Raw genomic sequence first — 23139 nt, 5'->3', positions numbered from 1 at the left:
TCTAATCCTCTAGCTGATAAATAAATGTTAACGACTTATCTTCTTTATCTAAAATATTATGTATATCTTCTATTAATTCTGCCACATCACTGGTTCTTTGAAAATAGCTCTTTTCAATACAATATACTTTATTTTCTTTGACAGCCTTAAAATCTGCCAAAACCTCTGATTTTGTAACTAATTCACTGATGGAAGAAAGTTCTCCTTCAATGGTACTGTTATAAATCAGAACATCAGCATCAGCTGCCTGAAGATAAAAGTCCTCCATGGTAATTTTAGTAGTAGAAACAGCAGAAGTATCTGTGTCCTCTATATTTGCTGGTACATAAATCCCACCAGCCATACCTACCATAGTAGAAATATAGTCTCCTGGTCGTCTCACCACCACTTGACCATTTGATGAAATCGAAAAAACTGCAACTTTTAACCCAGAATTGGTTTTACTCTCCACTTTACCAACTCTTTCTACCTGATTATTAAAGATATCCTCTGCCTCATCTAATTTGTTATATAAAACTCCATAAAGCTTAATCCACTCCAATCGGCCTAGTGGATTTTTCTCGTAACTGGAAAGCTCTACCATAACTGGAACTCCAAGCTCCTCAAGCTTATCTTTAACAGATGGTTTATGATAAATCATGGTATTTTCTATAGCAAAATTACAATTTTCAGTAAGAATAAGCTCATAATCCGGCGCAGAATACTTTCCTGCATAGATAATATCACCACTCTTCATCTTTTCTTTTGCTTCTTTTATATACCAATCCTTACTATCTGTTCCAGATAATCTGATATTATCAAGGGCATCAATTGATGAAATTAAATCCATTACAGAGGTGGAAACCAGATAGGTTTTATCTACTGAATCAATAGGTGTGATATTCGATGATAACCCAGTCATTTTTGAAGCACCTTCGCCAAATAAAAAGTATTGGGTCATATCACCACTTCCAATTGTGATGAAAGAATAGTTCTTATTATTGTCATCCTGATAATTATCTACGGAAAATTGGTTAGCGTACTGCAAAGGCATAGATGAAGTATATTTTAGTTTTGAAGGTAAGGACACCTCATCAGTCTGCTTTTCATTCACTTTTTCCCCTATTGAAGCTTCTGATGATAGAATTGTTCCCGGAGAAAACACCATAAGTGTATATTCTATCTCATGAGGTGTACTCATGGCCGTGGTATCCCCTATCACATCGAAGCTTTCGTCAAAGGATGAAAATGGTATCGTAAATACGGAATTTTCATCTATATTAGCTTCGTTATCATAGCGAATACCATCCACTACCATATAGTCATAGTGTGAGCTGGACCAAACCAGCTTTACAGTATTTCCCTCCTCTGATACTGTTACCTCTGCAGGTGATTCTACTGTAGCTCTTCCACTTCCGCCTTCTAAAGCTACCTCACACTGATAAGTACCAGTCTGAGGGTTATTATCCTTTATTAAATTATCCTTATTAAAAAAGCTGCAGGCTGTAAGACTTAGAGCCAGCACTGCAGCTATTAAACCAAATTTTTTCAAACAAACACCTCAGACCCCGATCTATTCTTCTACAACTGGGTTTGTAACACTTACCTTATGGTCGTACCAAACACCCTTTTCGCCGATAAGAGCAAGATCAAACTCTGTATCTAAAGAAGCTACTGGAACATCAAAGCCGTGAACCATTTCTGTAGTTCCATCTTCATAAGTTACTTCATCATCTGTAGACTGAAGCCAATTAGCCTCATCGCTCTCAGCATCAGCTGCAAGACCTACATAGAGATTCTGAATCTTGTCTGAAACAAGCGAAATGTGAACTGTAGCCTGACCATCCTTAACAGTAAGAGTACCGTGACCATTCATAGCCTCATTTACATGGAACATGCTGCTGTCTGTGTTGAAATCTACCTGATATACTCCATCCTCAAGATTGATTCCGGCTGTCTCAGTAGCCTCTGTCTCTGTTTCCTCAGCTGGCTCTTCCACCTGCTCAGTTTCTGGAGCTGCTGTCTCCTCTACTGCAGTCTGTTCTTCAGTAACCTCTGCTACCTTATTTCCACAGCCTACAAGAGAGGCTGCCATTGTCAATACTAATGCTAATGCTAAAAATCTGCTTTTCATTTAATAAATCTCCTATAATACTGCCTTTGTATGCTCAACGTAAATCTTCTGAACCTCTTCGATTCCACCAAGTCCTGAAATCTGGCAATCAACTGACTCGAAACTTCCATCTGCTGTAAACATTGACTTCCAAGAGTCATCATCATCACCAGCCATATCGTTGTTTGCGTGATCACCAGCAACAACCATAAGTGGACGAAGAACTACCTTAGTGTAACCAGCTTCTTTAACAGCTGCGATAATATTCTCGCAAGATGTCTCCTCTGGCTCACCTTCTACGGTACCGATGAATACGTTCTTATAACCAAGGTCATTCATCTGTGTCTGCATCTGTGAATAAGTAACCTTTGCAGTGTGGCTTGTACCGTGTCCCATAAATACAAATGCAACACCTTCATCAGCTGCAGCATCAAGACTGTCAAAACCACCTACAGAAACAGCTTCAGCTACAACTGCCTTTGCAACTGTTTCCTTATCCTTATTAACCTCAGCTGCGTCTTTGCCAACCTGACCAAGAAGTGGCTCAGCTACCTTTACTGACTCAAACTTATCTGCATAAGCATCAACTGCTTCCATAAGCTCATCATACTCTGCGCCGTGCATAAGGTGTGTAGGCTGTACAACAAGGTTCTTAACACCATTATCTACTGCTCTGTCGAGAGCCTGCTTTACATTATCAATCTTTTCATTATCACGAGCTAAAATGTGATTGATGATAATCTGTGCTGTAAATGCACGTCTTACTGACCAATCTGGATTAGCCTCTGCGATAGCCTTTTCTACACCGCCGATATCATTTACACGGCTATCATTGAATGATGTACCAAAGCTTACTACAAGAATTTCGTTCTCACCGATTTCATCCTGATTTAAAGGATCATCCTTAGATGCATCACCTGTATCTCTACCAAAGTAATCTGGATCAGCATCCTCGCCCTCAACTAATTCCTTCTGAGCATCTGTAAGTGCATCCCAAGCTTCCTTAGCTGCCTTACACTGTGCTTCTGTGTCCTCTGTCCACTCCTGAACATAAATTGCATCAATAAGCTCTGCTACCTTCATAGCTGCCTCCTCGTCAGATTCACCCTCTGTTGCAGCTGTTGTCTCAGGAGTCTCTGATGTCTCTCCTTTATTTGCTGTCTGTCCACATGCTGTAAAAGCCATAGCAGCTACCATCAGCATCGCAATTGAAGATAATACTTTTCTTTTCATATATTGCTTCCTCCATTTCTATAATGTGCGGACGCAAATCTAAAAAGGGCCGCAAAATGCGACCCTCAATTCAATCAAAATCATGAATTAAGATTCGAAAGTCCGCAAATCATTAATTTAAGAATAGGCAGGTCTCCTGACTTCGATCATCATCTACATTCTCTTCCCAAGCAGCGCTCAGTGACATAAATGTAAACTCCCTGACACAGTGACGGCTTCGTTCTGGATTCTCACCAGATTCCCTTTTCACCCATACCAACTTCGTAAATACGAAATCTATAGGCACCTAAACTTTAAAAACTTATTAAATTCTAAAAAAAGTTACCATATTTAACACACTATGTCAAACCTAAGAACCGTCATTCTTTATTGTGATAACCGAAACTGCAAAAGCAATATTATCGTTAACAGGATTCTGACCAATCCTTTTAATATATACATCAATTATAAGTCCTGCTTCTTTTGCGTCTTCAACAAGAACCCAGTCTTTGCTATCGGTACTTTCCACAGCACATAAAAACTGATCTGATGGAAGGGCTTTTTGCTTAATCATTATGTGACCAAGATCAGATTGTTCTATATATCCCAATTTTACAAGGAAGCTTGCAAAAGATTTATTATATCGAACAACATATAATCCATCTTCTCTTAGTTCCAAAATACCTGTTGGTATCTGACCCAAGAACTCATTAGATCCCCAGTTATTATCCGCTTCTACGTCAGGTTCCATTACATTAGTACGAGTGATAGCGTCATAATAATCTACTTCAGATTCTTGCTCAATCACATTGCCTACATTGGTCTCCGTAATTGTGTACCACTCTTCCAGCGGTATAGGCTTTGCAAAATGAAAGCCCTGTAACTTTCCAGCTCCTATTTCTCTGAGGAATTTAACCTGATCTGCAGTTTCAACGCCTTCTACAACTGTATCGATTCCAAGCTTTCTAGCCATCTGAATAAGTTGCGTCATAATAACGTGATTTCTTTTATTTGTAGAAAACTCACGCATAAAACTCATATCAAACTTAATCAAATCAACATCGAATTTTTGAAGCATATTGAGGGATGAATATCCACTTCCAAAATCGTCCATCCATACCTTAAAGCCTGCTTCATGGAACCTTCTGATTTGCTCAATTACAAAACCAATTTCTAATTCAGAAACACTTTCCGTTATCTCTATAGTAATTTTATCAGGCGCAATTGACGACTTCTCTACCCTCTTTTTTATTTCTTCAACTATATCACACAGCTGAAAGTCAAATCTTGATAGGTTTATAGATACAGGAACAATAGGATATCCCTTCTTTTCAACCTCCTCTAAATCCCGTAAAACACAATCAAGAATATATAAATCTAACTTATGAATAAGCTTAATATCTTCTAATACATATATGAAATACTGAGGTGGGATTAATCCCCTAACCGGATCTATCCATCTTGCCAATGCTTCTTCATCACAAGCCTGTCCATTTACAGATCTGATTATCTGCTGGTAGTATGGTTTAATCCAGCCTTCCTCCATAGCTCTATCAAAATTATTAATTACATACTCGTAGTTCGTTGCTGACTCATGAATGTTGGCATCATAATAAGAATACTTTGAAACATAGGCCCCCTTTTCTCTATCACTTGCCATCTTTGCTCTATCAAAAGCAGTTGAAGCAGAAATCTCCTCAAAGGCATCAGAATATATACCAACATGTATCGGAACCGTTCTTCCCTCATTGGCATACTTCATATCCTCAAACATTTTTTTTAGAATATCCTCCAAGCCTTCGGATTTTGTATAAACTGCAAAATGATCAGACCCCATTCGTCCGCAATTTTCATTAGTAAAATAGTTTTTTAAAGTGTTAGCGGTGGCAATTATAAGATTATCGCCCTCTCTCAGACCATACTTTTCATTAAAATATTTCATACCTGTCAAATCAAAAAATACCATTGCAGGTGCATGGCCCTCTTTGCGATATCTTCTACCTCCAGCTTCTGCCAGCTGAAGGAAATAAGACATATTTGGTAAGCCTGTAAGAGTATCATAGAAATTGTCTCTTATCAGACTTTCCTTTGTCATAATATCATCGAAATTAGAAGCCAGTTTTTCTGTGAGCGGATTATCACTATTCAGCCCTTCTACCATGTATATAGTAGATGAAAGCATGGTTCCGTTAGGCGTAAAGAAATGTTCTCCATGAGAATGTAAAATAACATAATCATTTATTAACTTTGACATAGTTCTATAAACACAGTCAAAATTATCTCCACCAGCAGCGAATTTTAATGCAGCATCTGCAACTCTGGCTTTGTCATCTGGATGAGTGTCTTTATACATATCATCATCTAAATATGCAGTGACATCTTTTCGCTCCATTCCCATAAGCTTACACATGCCATCTGTAACTAAAAGCGTCACTACTCGCTTGTCTATATACTGATATATTGCCATGGCAATATTTAATTGCTCAAGAGCAGCTCTTTCAATTTCCCCGAACTGATACTTCTCCATTGTTCTAATACCCCCCCCGGTCGCACAAAATAAACAGGCAGACATTACCCATCTTTTGCTAGTATAAAAAAAAATAATGAATTAACTGTTAAAAATACAATCAATTCATTATTTTTTATAATAATTTGTTACTATTCAAAATTATTTTATATCAAACTGTTCTCGAAGTTCCTGAGCCTTTCTTTCTACCTCTTCAATAAATTCTCTGGAAGATATTAATCTAGCTCCTGCTCCTCGAATAATAACCTGTTCAAGACCATCTGAGGTAACTACTGAAATATCATACTTCTTGCCATGCTCATGTGTAAATCGTTCAATATAAGCATCTGCAGTCTGTGCCTCTGCTGTAAAAACCTGATGAATATTCAGATAATCCGAGGCAGTCACCTCATGCCCCTTAACTCGGTATGCATCAAATACTGCAATAACATTATAATCTGTCATAGCCTTATAATTGCTAAGAATATCAAGAAGCTTTCCTCTTGCTCCATCAAGATTCACGTCTAAAACAGCCTTTAACTCAGGCCATGCATATATCAGGTTATAGCCATCCACAAGAAGATATTTTTCTCTGGCTTTGACTTCCTTCGGCGCTGTATACACATAATCAGAATCTACACGTCTTGGTCTGCTACTTTCTCCGTAATGCCATCCCTTTTTAGGATTCTTTCCGTGATTGCTATGAGTAGCCATGTGAAGAATCTTATCTATCTCATCTGGATCAAGCCACTCCTCAACTGAATGATTCATTCTTTTTGTAACCACAACCTCTGAATCATCCGATGTTTTCTGACTTCGACATGGAACATGGCAATTTTCTTTGACTTCGTCCCAATTAACAATGACCGCACTACCGTGAGAACAAAAAACTGAAGAAGATGGATTATCTACATCAGAATCCGGGGTATATCCTATAAGCTCCTTCACTTCCTGACTGTTATGGCAAGGCAAATATCCGTGGAAGGTAAGTGACAGCTGTCCTTCCCCCTTGGTATAGGTAATTAGTTTGGATTGATAATTTCTTATCTCCGAAGCAGGCGCCGTGCCTGTAAGCTTAGACATACCATTGTAATCTTCTGGGACATCAAAAGAACCAGACATAGTTTCTATTTCAGTCATTGCCCTTCCAATAGCATCTGATGGTACTAGAAGTTCAAATTTATAATATGGCTCTAAAATAGTGGTACCAACCTCCATAAGTCCTTGTCTTATAGCTCTGTAGGTAGCTTCTCTAAAATCCCCACCTTCTGTATGCTTTATGTGTGAACGACCACCTATTACTGTGAATTTAATGTCAGTTAAAGGCGCTCCTATTTCAACTCCTAAATGTTCCTTCTCAAGAATGTGAGTTTCAATTAGTCTTTGCCAATTAAGAGCTAAATCATCTGTGGCAACATCAGTTTCAACTACTATTCCACTGCCTGCTGCTAATGGTTCCATCAAGATATGAGCTTCTGCGTAATGTCTCAAAGGCTCAAAATGACCAACACCTTCCACTGGCTCAGAAATAGTTTCTTTATAGAGGACACCAGCTTCTTCAAATTCAATGTCATAATTTAATTCTTTTTTTATTTTATTAATAAGAATTTCTGTCTGAACCTCACCCATAAGATTCATTTTTATCTCTTCTTTATGAGTATCCCAACTTACATTTAAAGATGGATCTTCCTCATTAAGTGCAAGTAGCTTTGGATATGCCAGCTTTGGCACTGTGCCATCTGTAAACACAAGCTTGTATTGAAGAACCGGTCTAAGCATAAGCTCCATCCTGTCGTCTTCAGTTCCAAGCCCCTGACCTGGAAAGGTAGCCTTAGGTCCAACAATAGCAACCACATCACCTGCTTCCGCTTTTTCCACTTGCTGGTATTTTAGACCTGAATATATTCGAAGCTCGTTTACTTTTTCTCCATTAGGAAGAACTTCTTTTACTTTAAGCGCTCCGCCAGTTATTTTAGTAAAGGTAAGTCGTGCATCTCTACCAAGGCTTTCTATTTTATAAATTCGAGCACCGAAATCCTGCTCTCTCTCCATGCCTTCTGAAAGAGAAGCCATAAAAGCCATCAGCTCAGTGACACCTTCATTTTTCATGGCAGAGCCAGAAAAAACCGGAAATACTTTTCGTGATAATACCATCCTGTTTATGGTCTTCTGACACAAATCCTCTGTCTCTAAGAATTCCTCCATGGCAGCTTCATCTTCCATAGACATTGATTCCTTATCCGAAAAAACAACACATCTGTCAGAAAGCTGTGTCTTCAAATCAGTAATAACTTCATCGAGATTTGCTGTATCCATATCCATCTTATTAACAAAGATGATTGTAGGAATATTATTCTTTTCGAGGAGTCTGAAGATAGTTTTTGTATGAGACTGAACGCCATCAGTTCCAGATATCAAAAGAATTGCATAATCAAGTGCCCATATTGCTCTTTCCACCTCAGTGGCAAAATCCACATGCCCTGGTGTATCTAATAGAGTAATAGACTGATTATTGTATTGAAAAACTGCAGGCTTTGAAAAGATAGTTATTCCTCTGGTCTTTTCCTGCGAATCAGTATCCAAAAAAGCGTCCCCGTGGTCTACTCGACCAATGGACGCTATCTGGCCTGCATTATACAGAATTGCTTCAGACAATGTAGTTTTACCCGCATCTACATGTGCCATTATTCCCCATACAGATTTCATTAATTATAACCTCTAAATCCCTTACCAATTATCTCACTTGAGTTGGTAATTGCTATAAATGCAGAAGGCTGATTTCTTCTAATAAAATTCTTCAGCTCTACTGCCTGCTGTCTTTTAAGAATAGTGAGGATTACTGTCTTTTCCTGGTGACCATAAGCCCCCACTGCCTTATAGACGGTAGCTCCCTTTCCAAGATCGTTCATAATAAAATTAACGATAGGTTCTGGATCACTACAGATAATAGTGAAATACTTTGCAAGGTTAATATTTTCTATTGTCTCATCAACCACAAGTGATTTAGCCAAAAGACCTACAAGAGAAAAAAGTCCTGTTTGCACATTAAATACCAGACAAGCACATGCTACGATAAATACATCTGACATAAACAATGCTGTACCAATATCAACCTTTGTATATTTCTTTAATATCATTGCAACTATGTCGGTACCACCTGAGGAAGCTCCGAGATTAAAGAAAATTGCTGATGAAAACGCTGGCAGCGCCACAGCAAATAACAACTCCAACACAGGCTCATCTGTAAGTGGCCCATCCATAGGACATACCATTTCAAGAATTCTTGGACCAAAAGAAACCAGCAAAGTAATATATGTTGTCTTCACTCCAAATTTCTTGCCAAAAACTAAAAAGCCAATAACAAGAAGGAACATGTTGATTATCAAATTGATATTACCAGGTGTTCTTGGCAAAAGCTCAGCCAGCACAATAGAAATACCACTGACACCACCAAAAGAAAAATGATTAGGGAATTTGAAAAAATAAATTCCTATAACCATAACTATTGAAGCTATAGTAAACATGATAAACTCATATATATCCTGTTTATGTTTATAAATTCTATGAAGCATATAATTCTCCTTTTATCCTACTAAGGATTTATCCAAGTATTCTTAGTCCCTTAGGATAATGATTTTTGATTTGACCCTTTACAGCCTTTCCCCAGCCTACCGAAAAACCATCCACTGTCATAAGTGTCCAACCATCCTTTACATCAGCCATTACAGACTGGCCTCTAAGATAATTCTGAATCTCCTGGCTTTCTGAAGATAAATTAAAGCTATTTTTAACTTCTTCATTGGTAAGTGCTAAAGCCAAGGCATGGCTTGGTTCAAATCTATTTTTCTTAAGTGTACCAAGGAAAAGTCCTCCTCGCAACACATGAAGTCCATTAAAGTCTGGGCAATTTTCTGGAAGTCTATAAAGTAAATCTCCCAATAATAACAAATTATCATCCCAGCTGTCATTTAACGTTTCTTTTACAAAAATCAAATAATCATTTAATATCTTGTTGTTTATCTTTTTGGTATTGAAAACGCTGCGGTTTAAAGAGCATTCCTCTCTTCTTCCTTCTTTATCAGCCTTTTCAAGGAGAGCTGCGTAATGCCCCTCTCCCTTCACCTCGTGTGGCCACAAGCGCCTTTCCTCAATAAGAGTCATATCTGGATGACGACTTATGAAAGCAGCTACAGCCTCCTCATCCTCCAATTTAGCAAAGGTGCAGGTGCTATAGCACATCCTTCCGCCAGGAATAAGCATCTCATATGCTCTATCCAATATTTCTGCCTGTCTGTCAGCACACATCTCCACTGACTCTAAAGACCACTCTGTACAGGCATCATGATTCTTTCTGAACATTCCCTCACCAGAACATGGTGCATCTACCATTATTTTATCAAAATACTCTGGAAATGTATCTGCAAGCTTATCAGGATATTCGGAAGTAACTATGCAATTTCTTATGCCAAGTCTTTCAACATTTTCAGATAGAATCTTGGCTCTGTTCTTCATTGGCTCGTTAGAAATCAGTATACCCTCGCCATTTAGATAACCTGCTATCTGAGTAGACTTTCCTCCTGGAGCTGCACACAAATCAAGGCATACGTCTCCTGGCTCAGGTGAAAGCATCTCCACTGGAAGCTGCGCAGAGGCATCCTGAATATAATATACTCCTGCAGCATGATATGGATGAAGACCTGGACGTGCCTCATCCTCATAATAATATCCGTTCTTACTCCACTCCACCTTTCCTGTGAGCATATCAGACATAGTGTCTACAGCTGAAACATCTGCCTTTACAGGATTGAATCTCAGTGCTGATATCTTATTTTCCTCGTAAGAACACAAAAACGCATGGAAGTCAGGACCTAAGTCCTGCTCCATGCGATTAACAAAATCAATTGGTAAAAAAGATGTGTCCATTTACATACGCTCCGGTGCATTGAAACCGAGAAGGTTAATAGCCTTTTCAAGAACGCCCTTTGTAAGCCATAAGAGCTTCAGGTAGCTGGCCTTAACTGTCTCGTCCTCCTCAGCCAAAATCTTTGTATCATGATAAAATCTGTTGAATGCATTAGCTAAATCGTAGATGTAAGCGCAAATCTTGTGTGGTGCCATCTCCTCATAAGCTGATGTAAGAGCTGCCATGAACTTTGTGAGCTCAAGCTGAAGAGCACGCTCTGACTCAGAATGTGCTGGAAGAATAGCTCCGTCAAATGAGCTAACTCCTGCCTTTGTGAGGATTGATTTACAACGTACGATTGTATAAAGAATATATGGGCCTGTGTTTCCTTCTGCTGAAGTGAAACGATCAATATCAAAGATATAATCCTTTGACGCCTGATTTGAAAGATCGCCATATTTAACAGCTGAAAGACCTACAATCTGAGCAGTCTTTTCTGCTTCTTCATCGTTCATAGTGCCGTTCTCTTTAATCTTCTCAAGCATCTTCTCTTCTACTTCCTGAAGAAGGTACTCAAGACGCATAACGCCACCCTGACGTGTTTTGAAAGGCTTTCCATCCTTACCATTCATAGTACCGAAGCCTACGAAGTAAAGGTTCTTATCTGCTGGTACAATACCAGTCTTCTTTGCACAACGGAATACCTGTGTAAAGTAAAGCTCCTGACGCTTATCAACAACATAGATAACTGAATCTGGATTGTAATCCTTCATGCGCCATACAAGTGTTGCAAGGTCAGTTGTATTGTAAAGAGATGCTCCGTCTGATTTAAGAATCATACATGGTGGGACCTCTTTTGTATCTGTTTCTTCCTTAACATCTACTACAAGAGCACCCTCTGAAATGTATGCGAAGCCATCATCCTTCATCTTCTGAACCATATCAGGAATGTAAGGCTGTGCATCGCTTTCGCCCTTCCAAAGGTCGAAGTCTACATCAAGCTTTTCGTAGTTGCACTTAAGGTCTGTAACTGAAACATTAAGAATATGTTTAAGGAGTGCCTGATAGCCCTTTCTTCCATGCTGAAGCTCATAAGTAGCTGTCATAGCTGCTTCCTTATAGGCAGGATCCTCTTTTGATTTTCCTGATGCACATGGATAAATCTCCTCTAGCTCTGTAATAGTAAATGGTGGCTCTACAGGATATTCTCCATCGTAATTCTCATCAAAATAAACAAGCTCTGGCTTGCGAAGTTTAAGCTCTGTGATGATAAGACCCATCTGAAGACCCCAGTCACCAAGATGAACATCACCAATCACTTCATCTCCCATAAAGCGAGCTGTACGCTTAATAGACTCACCAATGATTGCAGAACGAAGGTGTCCAACGTGAAGTGGCTTTGCAACATTTGGTCCGCCGTAATCTATCATAACCTTCTTTGGTGAAGAAACTTTGTCTACTCCAAAGCGCTCAGAATCCTCTGCCATGCTAGAAACAAAAGCTGCAATAAATTCATCTGAAAGGTTCATATTAATGAAACCTGGAGGGCAAGCCTCACACTTTGAAAACATGCTGTTTCCTGCAAGCTTTTCTGCTACCTCACCTGCAATGGCGATAGGAGCTTTTTTATATTCCTTTGCAGCTGCAAGTGCACCATTACACTGAAACTGGCAAAGATCTGGACGGTTTGAAAGAGAAACCATTCCATATTTCTCGTCGTATCCACAGGCTGTAAAACCTGCGACAACTTCTTCCTTAATCTGCTGAAGAATCGCTTTCATTCTTATCCTCCATATGTAATCTATTTATATGTTTACTTAAAAAAGTCAAATCCACGGTGCTAAATTATAACATAAAAAAGAGAATCCCACAATCGCGGGATTCTCAATAAATCAAGGATTATATACCAATATAATTCAAGATATAAATCACAAAAATAATTCCCAGACCGATTGTGTTAAGAACAAGTAATCTCTCCTTTATCTCCTGTCTGAGTTTCACCTGATTAAGTGTCTCCTGAATACCATTAAGCTTTGCTTCCAAAACATCGCACTTCTGCTCTATAGGCAAACTAATCTCCTCGATGTTTTCCCGAATGGTACTCTTTAACTGCTTCGCGATATTTCCATTCTCCTCAGGCTGTTCTAGATCCTTGGCATCAATAAGCTTTTCAAGCACAGAGATACTGTCCTTCAGCCGTGTAAACTCTTCTTTAATATCACGCTCTGCAAAATCAGATAAATCGATAATATTTTCTTCGCTAATCATGCTTATTCCCCTTTCCATCTAGAGTTATGCAATAATTTTACCACTTTATTCACAAAAAGAGTATAATATTTCTATGAACTTTTTAGAGGAAGGAGCATCTAAATATGTTAGAAATCGGAATGAAGGGCAATGCAGAAACAGTCGTCACTCTGGACAACACTGCTAAAGCTTTTACCAGTGGAGCTCTTGAGGTTTTTGCAACACCAGCAATGATTTCTCTTATGGAGGAAACCTGCTGGAAAATGATACAGCCAGAGTTGGAGGAAGGCCTTGGGTCTGTAGGTACTAAGGTTGATGTGAGTCACATGGCACCAAGTGCCATCGGAATGACTGTCATGTGTGAAGCAACTCTTATCAATATTGATGGTCGCAAGCTTACCTTCGAGGTAGTTTGTTCCGATGAGAACGGAATGATTGGAATGGGAACCCACGAACGCTTCATCATCAACAATGAAAAGTTTATGCAGAAAGCAAATGGACACAAATAAAAAAACGGCTGGGACTTAAATGTCCCAGCCGCATTTTTTACTTAGCCGAATAATCCGAAGAACTTCTTTACCTTAATTGAAACAGGTGCAGACTCCTCTGAATATACTCTGTCTTTGCCACTTCCCTGGTATGAAACCACCTTGTAGTAGTATGTCTTGTTATTTTCTACTGAAAGATTCCAATAACCGTTAACACCACTTACAGTAGCAAGCTTTGTGTACTTACCATTCTTTGATGTGCTGCGATATACAACATATCCATCAGCGTTAGCATCCTTATTCCACCTTACTAGAACGCCAAGAAGTGTCTGATCTATTCCACTGATTGAAGGCTTCTTAAGCTTCGGTCTTCCAACCTCTACTACATCCTCTAAAACTGTCTCTTCAACAACTGCTGCCTCTTCATTATTAATGCCATAAACCTTTGTTCCAATTGTTGTCTTCTGAGACTGAAGTCCCTTCTTAACTGTAAACTGTACAGTCATAAGAGTTCCCTTAACAGACTTTGGAGCATCACCAACGAAGGCATATGCAACTCCCTTTGAAGCTCCATCCTCAAATGCTTTGTTAACATCTGCATCAGCGAATTTGATTCCCTCTGAATCGCTCTTAAGCTCAAGAACAGCTGGATCATATTCAACAGCAACTCTACCATCTGTAACAGTTGTCTTATCTAAAGTTACCTTTACAGTAACTTTCTGGCTGTCGCCCTTACCTGTAGACTGCACTGATGTATGAACAGGTGCCTTCTCTGCAGCTAAAACTGGTGTAGCAGGTATTCCAGTAAGTAATGTAATTGCTGCCATACCGAGAACGACTGCTCTTCTTAAATTCTTATTCATCATTCTCTCCTCCTAACTGGTCCTCTACTACTTCAGAATCCTCTTCTGATTCCTCTGTCTCTTCTTCTGTAGCATCATCTGTAGTCTCTTCTGAAGCTTCTTCCTTTGTCTCATCATCATCTGACTCTGACTTCTTAGAATCTACCTTCTCTTCTGCCTTAACATCATCAGCCTTCTTCTCATCTTCAGAAGCCTTTGTGTCCTCAGCATCTTCATCCTTTGAATCAACAACCTTTACCTTTACTTCAGCTGTAAGGTGCTTACCTCTCTTATCTGTAGCTACAGTATAAACTGTAAGTGTTGTCTCTCCAGCCTTCTTAGCTGTGATTACACCTGACTGAGAAACAGAAGCAACGCGGCTGTCATCACTAATCCAAACAACACGATTGTAGCCCTCTGCTAACCACTTAGGACCAACAGTAGCTGTAACCTGTGCCTTCTCGCCTACCTGAAGCTCAACTTCATCCTTATCAACAGAAAGTTCTGTAACGTACTTTGTATCAGCATGACCAGTATTGTTGAAACGATATACTGACTTATTCATAGCGTAGTCAATAACGTCTACATAGAATACATCTTCTGGAGCATCGATAGAGATTGTAATATCCTCATCTGGTGTCTCCTGATTTACTGCATACTTACCGATAATTGTCTCCTTATCGCTACCAATTACAAGAACTGAAGCAGCATATCGATTATCGTATAATGTGATGTCATACTTACCATCTTCACCCTTAACAGCATCTACAACAGCTGGAGCTGTGTTATCAATTGTCATTGGTGTTGTAAGGTACATGCCTGGAGCTGTAAGTGTTGTTACATCCTCAACATCATCATAGTATGCAGGAATTGCCTGAAGTGTAATATCAACCTGTGTTCCATCTGGAAGTGGGTTGCCTTCAGCATCTGTACCAGCCCAGTTAAGTTCCTGAGCTGCAAGAGTTTCCATCCATCTACCCTTGCTTGCATAATAGAACTCAGCGAAATTCTCGCCCTTTGAAACCTTCTCAAAGTACTTCTCGCCAGTCTCTTTATCCTTAATTGTAAGAACAACTCTGCTAGCATTTCTGATTAATGTGTAGTACTGAGAACCAAGGTATGTGCCATTCTCTGAGCTGATTGCATTTCTATCAGCAATGTACTTAGCATCATCTGTGAAGTAGTTAGGAACGTAGTAGTTCTCATTATTCATTCCAAGTGGGAAGATTGAAAGGAAGTTTGTTCTCTTAACACCTGAGTATGTTACAGCATTAGCTGCATACTCCTTATCATGCCAGTACTGCATGAAATCAAAATCTTCGAACATTGGAGAATCAGCCCAGCTTCCATAGAATGCAAGGAATGGAACTGACATGTTAACTGTACCATTTACATAGATGTAACCATCTACATACATACCGTTTTCAAATCCTGCAAGATACTGTCTATCCTCCTCTGAAAGGTTGATGTTAACAGAAATCTTTGTGCTGTCCTTAACTTCAACAACTTCAAGGCCAAGATTTACATCTGCGTTACCCTTGATTGCCTTAGCAAAGGTGTATACATCCTTTGTGTTAACAACGCCATCCTTGTTGAAATCGAAGTACTCTTCGTTATTCTCAACGATAGCTACTGAATTTGTTCCGTTTACTACCTGAAGGAGAACCTTGCGGTCCTTTGCATTTACCTTACCATCATCGTTAAGGTCATATACAAGCTTTGTATCATCAGCTGTAAGTGTTACAGCTGGGTTAAGCTTATGTGATGTGCCAGAGAAGTATGTTGTACCCTGCTTATCATAAAGCTCCTCTGTTAATACTGTTGAATCAAGTACATAGTACTGTGGCTCAACCTCCATGTTGTAAATGTCAAAGTCGAATGAGTAAGAACCTGTCTTTGATGGATCATCACCAAGAACAGCCTTTACCTTACCATCGTTGCCTTCCTTATCTCCAACAAGGATATATGAAGGTGATGTAACTGCATCCTGAACATTTGCAAGACCTGCACCCTGTGCACGAGGTGAATACTCAAGACCGTTTTCTCTGTCATTTCCTTCATATAATGGTGATGCTGTACTCATAAGGAGTGACTGAGCAAGTGTACGTACAGAAACACCATTTAACTCTGCAAGATCATTCTCGCGAATGTACTGCTGAACAAGAGCACTCTGGCCAGCGATTGATGGAGCAGCCATTGAAGTACCACTCATAAGTCCGTAAGAACCATTATCTCTTGTTGAGAAGATATTTCCACCAGGAGCTGTAATCTCTGGCTTAAGATCAAGTGTACCAGGAACACCAACTGATGAGAAATCACTCATTGTGTAACCATCTGCAACATCTCTTACTGTCTCAGGAAGTGATGTTACCTTGATTGTTCCTTCGTAAACGCCCTCAGCGACCTGCTTACCTGTTGCAGCTACAGCCTGTCCATCAGCCTGTGTGATAGAACATACTGGAATAGTTGCATCAGAGCCCTGCATTGTCATGCTGATTGTACCTGGCTGGTTATTGTAAATTACACAAGCCTTAGCACCAGCTGCTGCTGCGTTCATGTGCTTCTGAGCAAATGTGATAGAACCACGAGATACAAGTACTACCTTATCCTTAACATCTACACCTTCATAATCAGAAGCTTCGCCGATACCATCAAAGTATACGAATGGATACTCAACACCACTCTGATCAGCTGTTGTATCAAGCTCATAGAAATGTGGTGCAAGTGAATCAGAACCATCTGAGAAGGATACATGCTTATCATCTGTAGTAGCAAAATAGAAAGATGTTAAACCTGAGTTAACAGCACTAGCTACTGTAAGAGCATTTAAGTATGAACCTGGTGAGCCAACTGTATCAAGGTTTACATCCTTGCTTAAGTTTGCTCCATACTGAGAGCTATCTGACCAGCGACCTGAGTTACCAGCTGAGATAGAAACTACAGTACTTGTTCCTTCAAGCTTCTTGAAAATATCATTGATATAACCTTCTACATCAGATGACTCACCAGCAGCTGAAGAACCAAGTGAAAGGTTTACAGCATCAGCCTTAAGGAGAATTGCATCCTCAATAGCTGCCATATAATCATCTGTGTATGCACCACCTTTTGTACCGAAAACCTTCATTACAATAAGCTGTGCATCTGGAGCGATACCTACAACGCCTGCTGCCTGCTTATCATAACCTGTTGCTGAAGTTGCACTTGGTACATAAGTGTTTGCAAGAGAAATACCAGCTACATGTGTACCATGGTCTCCCTCATCATCATTGTCATGTGTAATATCAAGGTTTGAATCTACATAGTTAAATGCAAATGCTACCTTCTCGTTGTTGTAAAGAGTATCTGCTGTGATATCAGCATCTCTCTTGAACGCATTAAGATTTGGTAATACGTTATCAATTTCTTCCTTATCAAGAAGATCATAATCAGCTACAGTCTTGCTTGCAGCTTCTGCTGTCTCCTTAAGGTGAGCATCGAATGCACCGCCATCAAAAGATGGATGATCAATATCAAGACCTGTATCGATTACAGCGATTCTTGTTCCTGCTCCTGTGTAACCAGCTGTCCATGTGTTGTAGCTGCCTACCATGTCACCTGAAGTGATTGTATTAGGCTCTGCCTCTACCTGTGGGTCATGCTGTGCTGCTACATATACAGCTGCAACTCCGTCAACCTTTTCAATCTCCTCAATGTCCTTAAATGCTACATCAGCTGAAATAGCATTTGTTAAGATAGAGAAATTGTAGTTAACCTCAAGAGCTTCTCCGTCAAGAGCTTCTCTCTCGATTTTCTTTACTTCATTCTCCTGCTGAGCTTCGATTTTATCAGCGGCCTTCATAGCAGCCTTGTTGTCTGCTAAATCTGCTGTGTCGAATCCCTTGTCGAGGACGCTGTCGCCCTCCATAACAATAATTACTCTGGTCTGCTCATCTGGATCCTGAGCCTCTACAGGTGTTTCAACTTCCTCACCTGAAAGAACACTCTTTGGATCTACAAGACCTTCTTCCTGAGGATCAACCTCCTCAAACAGTGGCGCTTCAGCATCTGTTGTCTCTTTAACCTCTACAGCCTCTTCCTCTGATGCGTCAGCATCTTCAGAATCATCTGCTTCTTCAGAAGCCTCTTCAACAGTATCGTTGCTTGCTTCTGATTCAACGGTTACTTCTGCTGACTCGTCAACTGGACTAGCAAGTGCTGTAAGTGCTGGCGACATTGTCATGGCGGCTGCCAGAATTACAGACAATACCTTTTTAGGTATCCAGTTCCTTCTCATATAATGAGTCCTCCCTTTATGTTATTTATAAAAAACGTACCTAACCATAATAGTCAGATACGTATTTTATCTATTTGCCTTATGCAAAATTATTCCAATCAATATAGCCACCCCCAAAATTACAGCAACAAAAATTGGGACCGGGCTAACTGTTTTTACATTCGTATCTAAATTATTCTCCTGAACTTCGGAAGATGATAGAGTTTCTTCTGCCTCTTCTATTTCTTCTGTCTTTTCTAATTCATTCTCTTCTTCTATGACTTCAGACAACTCCGCTGATGTTGTCTCAGTTTCTTCTATAGTAGTGTTATTGGTTGTGTTATTAGTATTGTTCGATTCAGTGGTCTTCTGTGCACCAGTGTCAATTTTGATAAAACTAACCTCATCAAGCTTTTCAATGCTCTTTGCCTCTGAACCAGAAACAACGGCAACTATAGCGTTACTTCCTTCATCTCTACGGCTAACCTGAAGACTTGTGTCATTACAAATCGTTTCTTCTATGATGCCAATCCCCTGATCGATAGATACCCCATCCGTAAATACGATATACACATGTACGATACTGTCAGTATCTGTATCATCAGTAATACCTAATTCCTCTTTATTAAGGGTCGTATCGCTATCTTGAGCCACTATTTTGTTACTAATTAATGAATCTGAATTAACCTCAGTAAAATCAACCTTTGCCATACTTTCCCTACTCAAAAAATAAAACTATGTTTAATTAACAACACTAATTTAAATTGATAACACTTTATAGTGCTAAAGTCAAGGTGTTTAAAATAAATTCATAATAGAAATTTTTTATATTTCGTATTAGGAATTATTTATAGGTTCTATTTTCCCCCAACTATCTCCCTGGCAACTTCAACACGAGTCATTCTACGGTCCATTGCCTGTCTTTCAATCAGCTTATGTGCCTCCTCCTCTGAGATGTTATTTTCCACCATAAGCAGTATTTTAGCTCTGGAAATAATCTTCATATCCTCAAGCTTTTTCTCAAGCTTTTCGCTCTCTTTATGAGCCATGGTTATACGTCGCTGTGCCACCTTCGCAAGCTTTAAGGCCTGCCAAAATAGCTGCTTGTTAATAGGCTTGCCTACAGTGATTACACCGTAGTCTTCCACCTGAGCGGAGATTTCCTCTAAACGCTCAGCCTTAACAAAGAGTATAACCTGACATATATTTTTCTCTGCGATATCTATGGAAAGCTCTTCGCCACTTGCCCCTCCTATCGGTCCATTAATGATACAAATATCAAAGTCATAGTCCAGTATGGCACGCTTGGCCATTGGTCCACTTGTAACAGCAACCATGTCTATGTATCCATTTTCCTTTAGGAAGGATTTATAAAAGGAAGTGCCCTTTTCGTTATCGCACACAATTAGTGCCCTATCCATTTATTAATGCTCCTTAAACTCTGCTCTTAATTGTCTCAATATAATGAGTTGCAATATCTTTGAAATTGGAATTATTAATAAATTCACTTTTTGAAGCACATTTAATAGCATCATCAATAGTAAGAGGAAGAGTTGCTAAATTAGCTGTTCTATCCTCAGTCAATAATCTTGAATTAATATCAAGAGGTGGTGGTAGCTGCTCTTTATTTCTAACACCTGCCAAACCTGCCTGAATCACAATAGCACTTGCAAGATATGGATTAATACATGAATCCGGTGAACGTAAAATGAAATGCTCACTATGTCCATTAATCTCAGGCACTCTTAAAAGTCTGGAATTATTCTGAGAAGACCAGGTAATATACTTTGGCGCCTCTGTAATTCCAAAACGGTTATACGAATCTTTTCTACAGTTAAGGAAGAGCGTGATATCTCTCATTCTGTTGAGAATTCCTGCAATAAAGCTCTCTGAAAAGGCCTTGTCTGTTATTTGGAGATTCTCCCCCTTCTTATAATTTGCCATTTTTATATGAAGACCATTTCCTGGCTTATCCTCAAGTGGCATTGGATCAAAGGATGCGTACACTCCATTTCTGGCTGCAATATTTTCAACTACATTTTTATAAGTAACAAAATTATCAGCTGTAGTAAGAACATCATCTGGCATGAAATCTATCTCATTCTGTCCTGGACCTCTCTCATGGTGAGAAGACTGTGGCTTGATACCAATTTCCTCCAGAGTAAGACAAATTTCTCTTCTGATATTTTCTCCCTTATCATTAGGAGCAACATCAAAATAACTACCATTATCAAAAGGAATATTTGTAGGATTGTCCTCCTCATCAGTCTTAAAAAGATAGAACTCAGACTTCAATCCCATTCTTGTATTAAAGCCTTCTGCCTCACACTCCTTTAAGGTCTCCTTAAGGAAATGGCGATAATCGTATGCAAATGGAGTGCCATCAGCAAGAACAATATCACAATATAAACGAACAACTCGTCCAGACTGTGGACGCCAAGGTAAAATATGAAGAGTGTCAGAATCTGGCTTTAAGAATAAATCCTGGTTCTCTATATTTTCATATCCATTAATAAGGAAGGAATCAAAATTAATTCCTTTTTCAAAAGCGGAACGAAGCTCTCCTGGCATAATAGAAATATTCTTCTGAATACCATATAAATCGCAAAATGCTAAACGAATAAACTTAACATCATTTTCTTCAACAAACTCAATTACATCTTCAACTGTAAACTGTGACATATTCCCTCCTAAATTTGATATAAAAAATGGCGCACTTTTTAAGCCTTCTATTGCTCAAAAAATACGCCTTTGTACTCATCTAGATTACAACAGGCGTATCCTTTTGTAAAGCATTTTATTATTCTAAATTTAAATTTATTCTACATCCTGTAAAGCTGCAAAATCCTCTTCACCAGTACGAATCTTAACAACCTGCTCTACGTCATAAACGAAGATTTTTCCATCACCTATATGACCAGTGTAAAGAACCTTCTTAGCAGTCTCAATAACATCCTTAACAGGTACCTTGCAAACTACTACGTCTACACGAATCTTAGGAAGAAGTGATGGCTCTAAAGCAACACCTCTGTAGTACTCAGGAGCACCCTTCTGAACACCACAACCCATTACGTGAGAAACAGTCATACCAGTAATACCAAGTTTAAGAAGTGCATTCTTAAGCTTCTCAAGGTTACGCTCCTTGCAAAGGATTTCTACCTTTGTCATACGTGGGCGACCTGCTGCTGTAATCTGTGAAGGTGCGTACTCAACCTCAATAGCCTCCTCAGGAGATGCAAGACCTGCTGCCTCAAGTGTCTCTGTAATAAGACTTGCTGTCTCCTCATCATATTCATCAGAATCAAAGTCATCATCAAGCATGTTAAAGCCTGAATATGCACTTGGAAGACCATGCTCTGTTCTATCAAGACCAACAATCTCCTCTTCTGCTGAAGCACGAAGACCAATAACTGCTTTAATTACTGAGAATGTAATTGTAATTGTTACTGCTGCCCATGCGCCTACTGTAAGAACACCAAGTAACTGTATACCAAGTAATTTGAAACCGCCCCCATAGAAAAGACCTGTGAGCTCACTTGCTGGAGCTGAAGTTGTTGCAAAAAGACCAACTGCAATTGTACCCCAAATACCATTCATCATATGAACGGCTACTGCTCCTACTGGATCATCAACACGAAGCTTATAATCGAGAAGCCATACGCCAAATACTACAAGGAAACCTGAAACAATACCAATTACCATAGCACCAAATGCATCTGTAACATCGCAAGGAGCTGTGATAGCTACAAGACCTGCAAGTGAAGCGTTAAGTGACATTGAAACATCTGGCTTGCCAAACTTAAGCCATGTAAATACCATTGTTGTTACTGTTGCAACTGCAGGAGCAATTGTTATTGTAACAAAGATTGATGCTAACTGCTCAAGGGATGTAGCTGCAGCACCGTTAAATCCATACCATCCAAGCCAAAGAATAAATACGCCAAGTGCGCCAAGTGCAATATTATGTCCCGGGAAAGCATTTACCTTTGTAATACGTCCCTTGCTGTCTCTTGAGAACTTACCAATACGAGGTCCAAGAATCTTTGCTCCGATAAGTGCACAGATACCACCAACCATGTGGATTGCTGCAGAACCAGCAAAGTCATGGAAGCCAAGCTGTGATAACCAGCCGCCGCCCCAAATCCAATGTGCTTCGATTGGGTAAATTACAAGTGAAATAACACCTGAATAAACACAATAGCTAACAAACTTTGTACGCTCAGCCATAGCGCCTGAAACAATTGTTGCTGTTGTAGCACAGAACACAAGGTTAAATACAAAATTGCTCCAGTCAAAGCTTGCATAATCAGTAAAAATTCCAAGAGTTGGTTTTCCTACAAGGCCAAAGAGTGTATCCTCTCCAAACATAAGACCAAAACCTAAGAAAATAAACATTACAGTACCAATACAGAAGTCCATAAGGTTCTTCATAATAATGTTACCTGTGTTCTTAGCTCTGGTGAAGCCTGCCTCTACCATCGCAAAACCTGCCTGCATCCAGAACACCAATGCGGCACCTATCAGGAACCACACACCAAATAAAATGCTAGTATACTCTTCCATAATACTTTCCTCCTAAATCATATATTTAAAATGG

Annotated in this window: 16 protein-coding genes and 1 riboswitch; of the genes, 1 reads left to right on the top strand and 15 read right to left on the bottom strand. The window is 39.4% G+C overall.

Annotated features, from left to right (window positions below):
• Position 1: 1 nt before the first annotated feature.
• The 9 genes from BLP54_RS00990 to BLP54_RS00950 form a co-directional block, all read right to left on the bottom strand.
• Complete coding sequence (locus tag BLP54_RS00990; protein ID WP_242870599.1) at positions 2-1531, bottom strand: ABC transporter substrate-binding protein; 1530 nt, start codon at positions 1529-1531, stop codon at positions 2-4.
• Positions 1532-1552: 21 nt separating this feature from the next.
• Positions 1553-2113, bottom strand: coding sequence for a hypothetical protein (locus BLP54_RS00985; RefSeq protein WP_090165885.1), 561 nt, complete (start codon positions 2111-2113; stop codon positions 1553-1555).
• 12 nt (positions 2114-2125) lie between these two features.
• Positions 2126-3325 carry a sirohydrochlorin cobaltochelatase gene (locus tag BLP54_RS00980; protein WP_090165883.1) on the bottom strand — a complete coding sequence of 400 codons (1200 nt, stop codon included), beginning with the start codon at positions 3323-3325 and terminating at the stop codon, positions 2126-2128.
• A 109-nt stretch (positions 3326-3434) separates the two neighbouring features.
• A riboswitch (cobalamin riboswitch) is annotated at positions 3435-3630 on the bottom strand.
• A gap of 44 nt (positions 3631-3674) precedes the next feature.
• The gene (locus tag BLP54_RS00975; RefSeq protein WP_090526706.1) at positions 3675-5831 is read right to left on the bottom strand and encodes an EAL domain-containing protein; all 2157 of its coding nucleotides are present in this window, start codon (positions 5829-5831) and stop codon (positions 3675-3677) included.
• Between the two features lie 141 nt (positions 5832-5972).
• Entirely contained in the window at positions 5973-8516 is a 2544-nt protein-coding gene (locus tag BLP54_RS00970; RefSeq protein ID WP_090165879.1) for a translation factor GTPase family protein, read from the bottom strand.
• On the bottom strand, positions 8516-9382 hold the full coding sequence (locus tag BLP54_RS00965; RefSeq protein WP_090165877.1) for a YitT family protein: 867 nt from the start codon (positions 9380-9382) through the stop codon (positions 8516-8518). The genes BLP54_RS00970 and BLP54_RS00965 overlap by 1 nt, the downstream gene beginning before the upstream one ends.
• Positions 9383-9410: 28 nt before the next feature.
• A complete protein-coding gene (locus BLP54_RS00960; RefSeq protein WP_090165874.1) occupies positions 9411-10733 on the bottom strand; it encodes an RsmB/NOP family class I SAM-dependent RNA methyltransferase in 1323 nt (440 codons plus the stop codon).
• A complete protein-coding gene (argS, locus tag BLP54_RS00955) occupies positions 10734-12494 on the bottom strand; it encodes an arginine--tRNA ligase (RefSeq protein WP_090165872.1) in 1761 nt (586 codons plus the stop codon). It lies immediately after the preceding gene.
• Positions 12495-12612: 118 nt separating this feature from the next.
• The gene (locus BLP54_RS00950; protein WP_090165870.1) at positions 12613-12981 is read right to left on the bottom strand and encodes a hypothetical protein; all 369 of its coding nucleotides are present in this window, start codon (positions 12979-12981) and stop codon (positions 12613-12615) included.
• 104 nt (positions 12982-13085) lie between these two features.
• On the opposite strand from BLP54_RS00950, the gene BLP54_RS00945 reads away from it, so the two are divergent.
• Positions 13086-13469 carry a thioesterase family protein gene (locus tag BLP54_RS00945; RefSeq protein ID WP_090165869.1) on the top strand — a complete coding sequence of 128 codons (384 nt, stop codon included), beginning with the start codon at positions 13086-13088 and terminating at the stop codon, positions 13467-13469.
• 41 nt (positions 13470-13510) lie between these two features.
• Here BLP54_RS00945 and BLP54_RS00940 read toward each other — a convergent pair whose 3' ends face one another.
• The 6 genes from BLP54_RS00940 to BLP54_RS00915 all read right to left on the bottom strand — a co-directional run bounded on the left by BLP54_RS00940 (position 13511) and on the right by BLP54_RS00915 (position 23105).
• Entirely contained in the window at positions 13511-14314 is an 804-nt protein-coding gene (locus tag BLP54_RS00940; protein WP_090162838.1) for a cohesin domain-containing protein, read from the bottom strand.
• Positions 14304-18563 (bottom strand): S8 family serine peptidase, encoded by a 4260-nt coding sequence (locus BLP54_RS00935; RefSeq protein ID WP_090165867.1) that lies wholly within the window; start codon positions 18561-18563, stop codon positions 14304-14306. The genes BLP54_RS00940 and BLP54_RS00935 overlap by 11 nt, the downstream gene beginning before the upstream one ends.
• Before the next feature lie 66 nt (positions 18564-18629).
• Positions 18630-19253 carry a hypothetical protein gene (locus BLP54_RS00930; RefSeq protein WP_090165864.1) on the bottom strand — a complete coding sequence of 208 codons (624 nt, stop codon included), beginning with the start codon at positions 19251-19253 and terminating at the stop codon, positions 18630-18632.
• A gap of 146 nt (positions 19254-19399) precedes the next feature.
• On the bottom strand, positions 19400-19963 hold the full coding sequence (locus BLP54_RS00925) for an ANTAR domain-containing response regulator (RefSeq protein ID WP_090165862.1): 564 nt from the start codon (positions 19961-19963) through the stop codon (positions 19400-19402).
• 13 nt (positions 19964-19976) lie between these two features.
• Complete coding sequence (locus BLP54_RS00920; protein WP_090165860.1) at positions 19977-21224, bottom strand: glutamine synthetase family protein; 1248 nt, start codon at positions 21222-21224, stop codon at positions 19977-19979.
• Between the two features lie 135 nt (positions 21225-21359).
• Positions 21360-23105: an ammonium transporter gene (locus tag BLP54_RS00915; RefSeq protein ID WP_090165858.1), complete on the bottom strand. Its 1746-nt coding sequence runs from the start codon at positions 23103-23105 to the stop codon at positions 21360-21362.
• Positions 23106-23139: the final 34 nt, after the last annotated feature.

It is taken from the genome of Pseudobutyrivibrio sp. 49, from assembly GCF_900100545.1.
GTDB lineage: Bacteria > Bacillota > Clostridia > Lachnospirales > Lachnospiraceae > Pseudobutyrivibrio.
Note: the sequence above shows the minus strand (reverse complement) of the source record. Positions and strands in the feature narration are given on the sequence as shown.

Coding starts and splice junctions, on each gene's coding strand:
- BLP54_RS00965 (WP_090165877.1), bottom strand. CDS start 9,382: ATGCTTCATAGAATTTATAAACATAAACAGGATATATATGAGTTTATC.
- BLP54_RS00915 (WP_090165858.1), bottom strand. CDS start 23,105: ATGGAAGAGTATACTAGCATTTTATTTGGTGTGTGGTTCCTGATAGGT.
- BLP54_RS00935 (WP_090165867.1), bottom strand. CDS start 18,563: ATGAGAAGGAACTGGATACCTAAAAAGGTATTGTCTGTAATTCTGGCA.
- BLP54_RS00925 (WP_090165862.1), bottom strand. CDS start 19,963: ATGGATAGGGCACTAATTGTGTGCGATAACGAAAAGGGCACTTCCTTT.
- BLP54_RS00920 (WP_090165860.1), bottom strand. CDS start 21,224: ATGTCACAGTTTACAGTTGAAGATGTAATTGAGTTTGTTGAAGAAAAT.
- BLP54_RS00940 (WP_090162838.1), bottom strand. CDS start 14,314: ATGATGAATAAGAATTTAAGAAGAGCAGTCGTTCTCGGTATGGCAGCA.
- BLP54_RS00950 (WP_090165870.1), bottom strand. CDS start 12,981: ATGATTAGCGAAGAAAATATTATCGATTTATCTGATTTTGCAGAGCGT.
- argS (WP_090165872.1), bottom strand. CDS start 12,494: ATGAAAGCGATTCTTCAGCAGATTAAGGAAGAAGTTGTCGCAGGTTTT.
- BLP54_RS00975 (WP_090526706.1), bottom strand. CDS start 5,831: ATGGAGAAGTATCAGTTCGGGGAAATTGAAAGAGCTGCTCTTGAGCAA.
- BLP54_RS00945 (WP_090165869.1), top strand. CDS start 13,086: ATGTTAGAAATCGGAATGAAGGGCAATGCAGAAACAGTCGTCACTCTG.
- BLP54_RS00930 (WP_090165864.1), bottom strand. CDS start 19,253: ATGGCAAAGGTTGATTTTACTGAGGTTAATTCAGATTCATTAATTAGT.
- BLP54_RS00970 (WP_090165879.1), bottom strand. CDS start 8,516: ATGAAATCTGTATGGGGAATAATGGCACATGTAGATGCGGGTAAAACT.
- BLP54_RS00960 (WP_090165874.1), bottom strand. CDS start 10,733: ATGGACACATCTTTTTTACCAATTGATTTTGTTAATCGCATGGAGCAG.
- BLP54_RS00985 (WP_090165885.1), bottom strand. CDS start 2,113: ATGAAAAGCAGATTTTTAGCATTAGCATTAGTATTGACAATGGCAGCC.
- BLP54_RS00980 (WP_090165883.1), bottom strand. CDS start 3,325: ATGAAAAGAAAAGTATTATCTTCAATTGCGATGCTGATGGTAGCTGCT.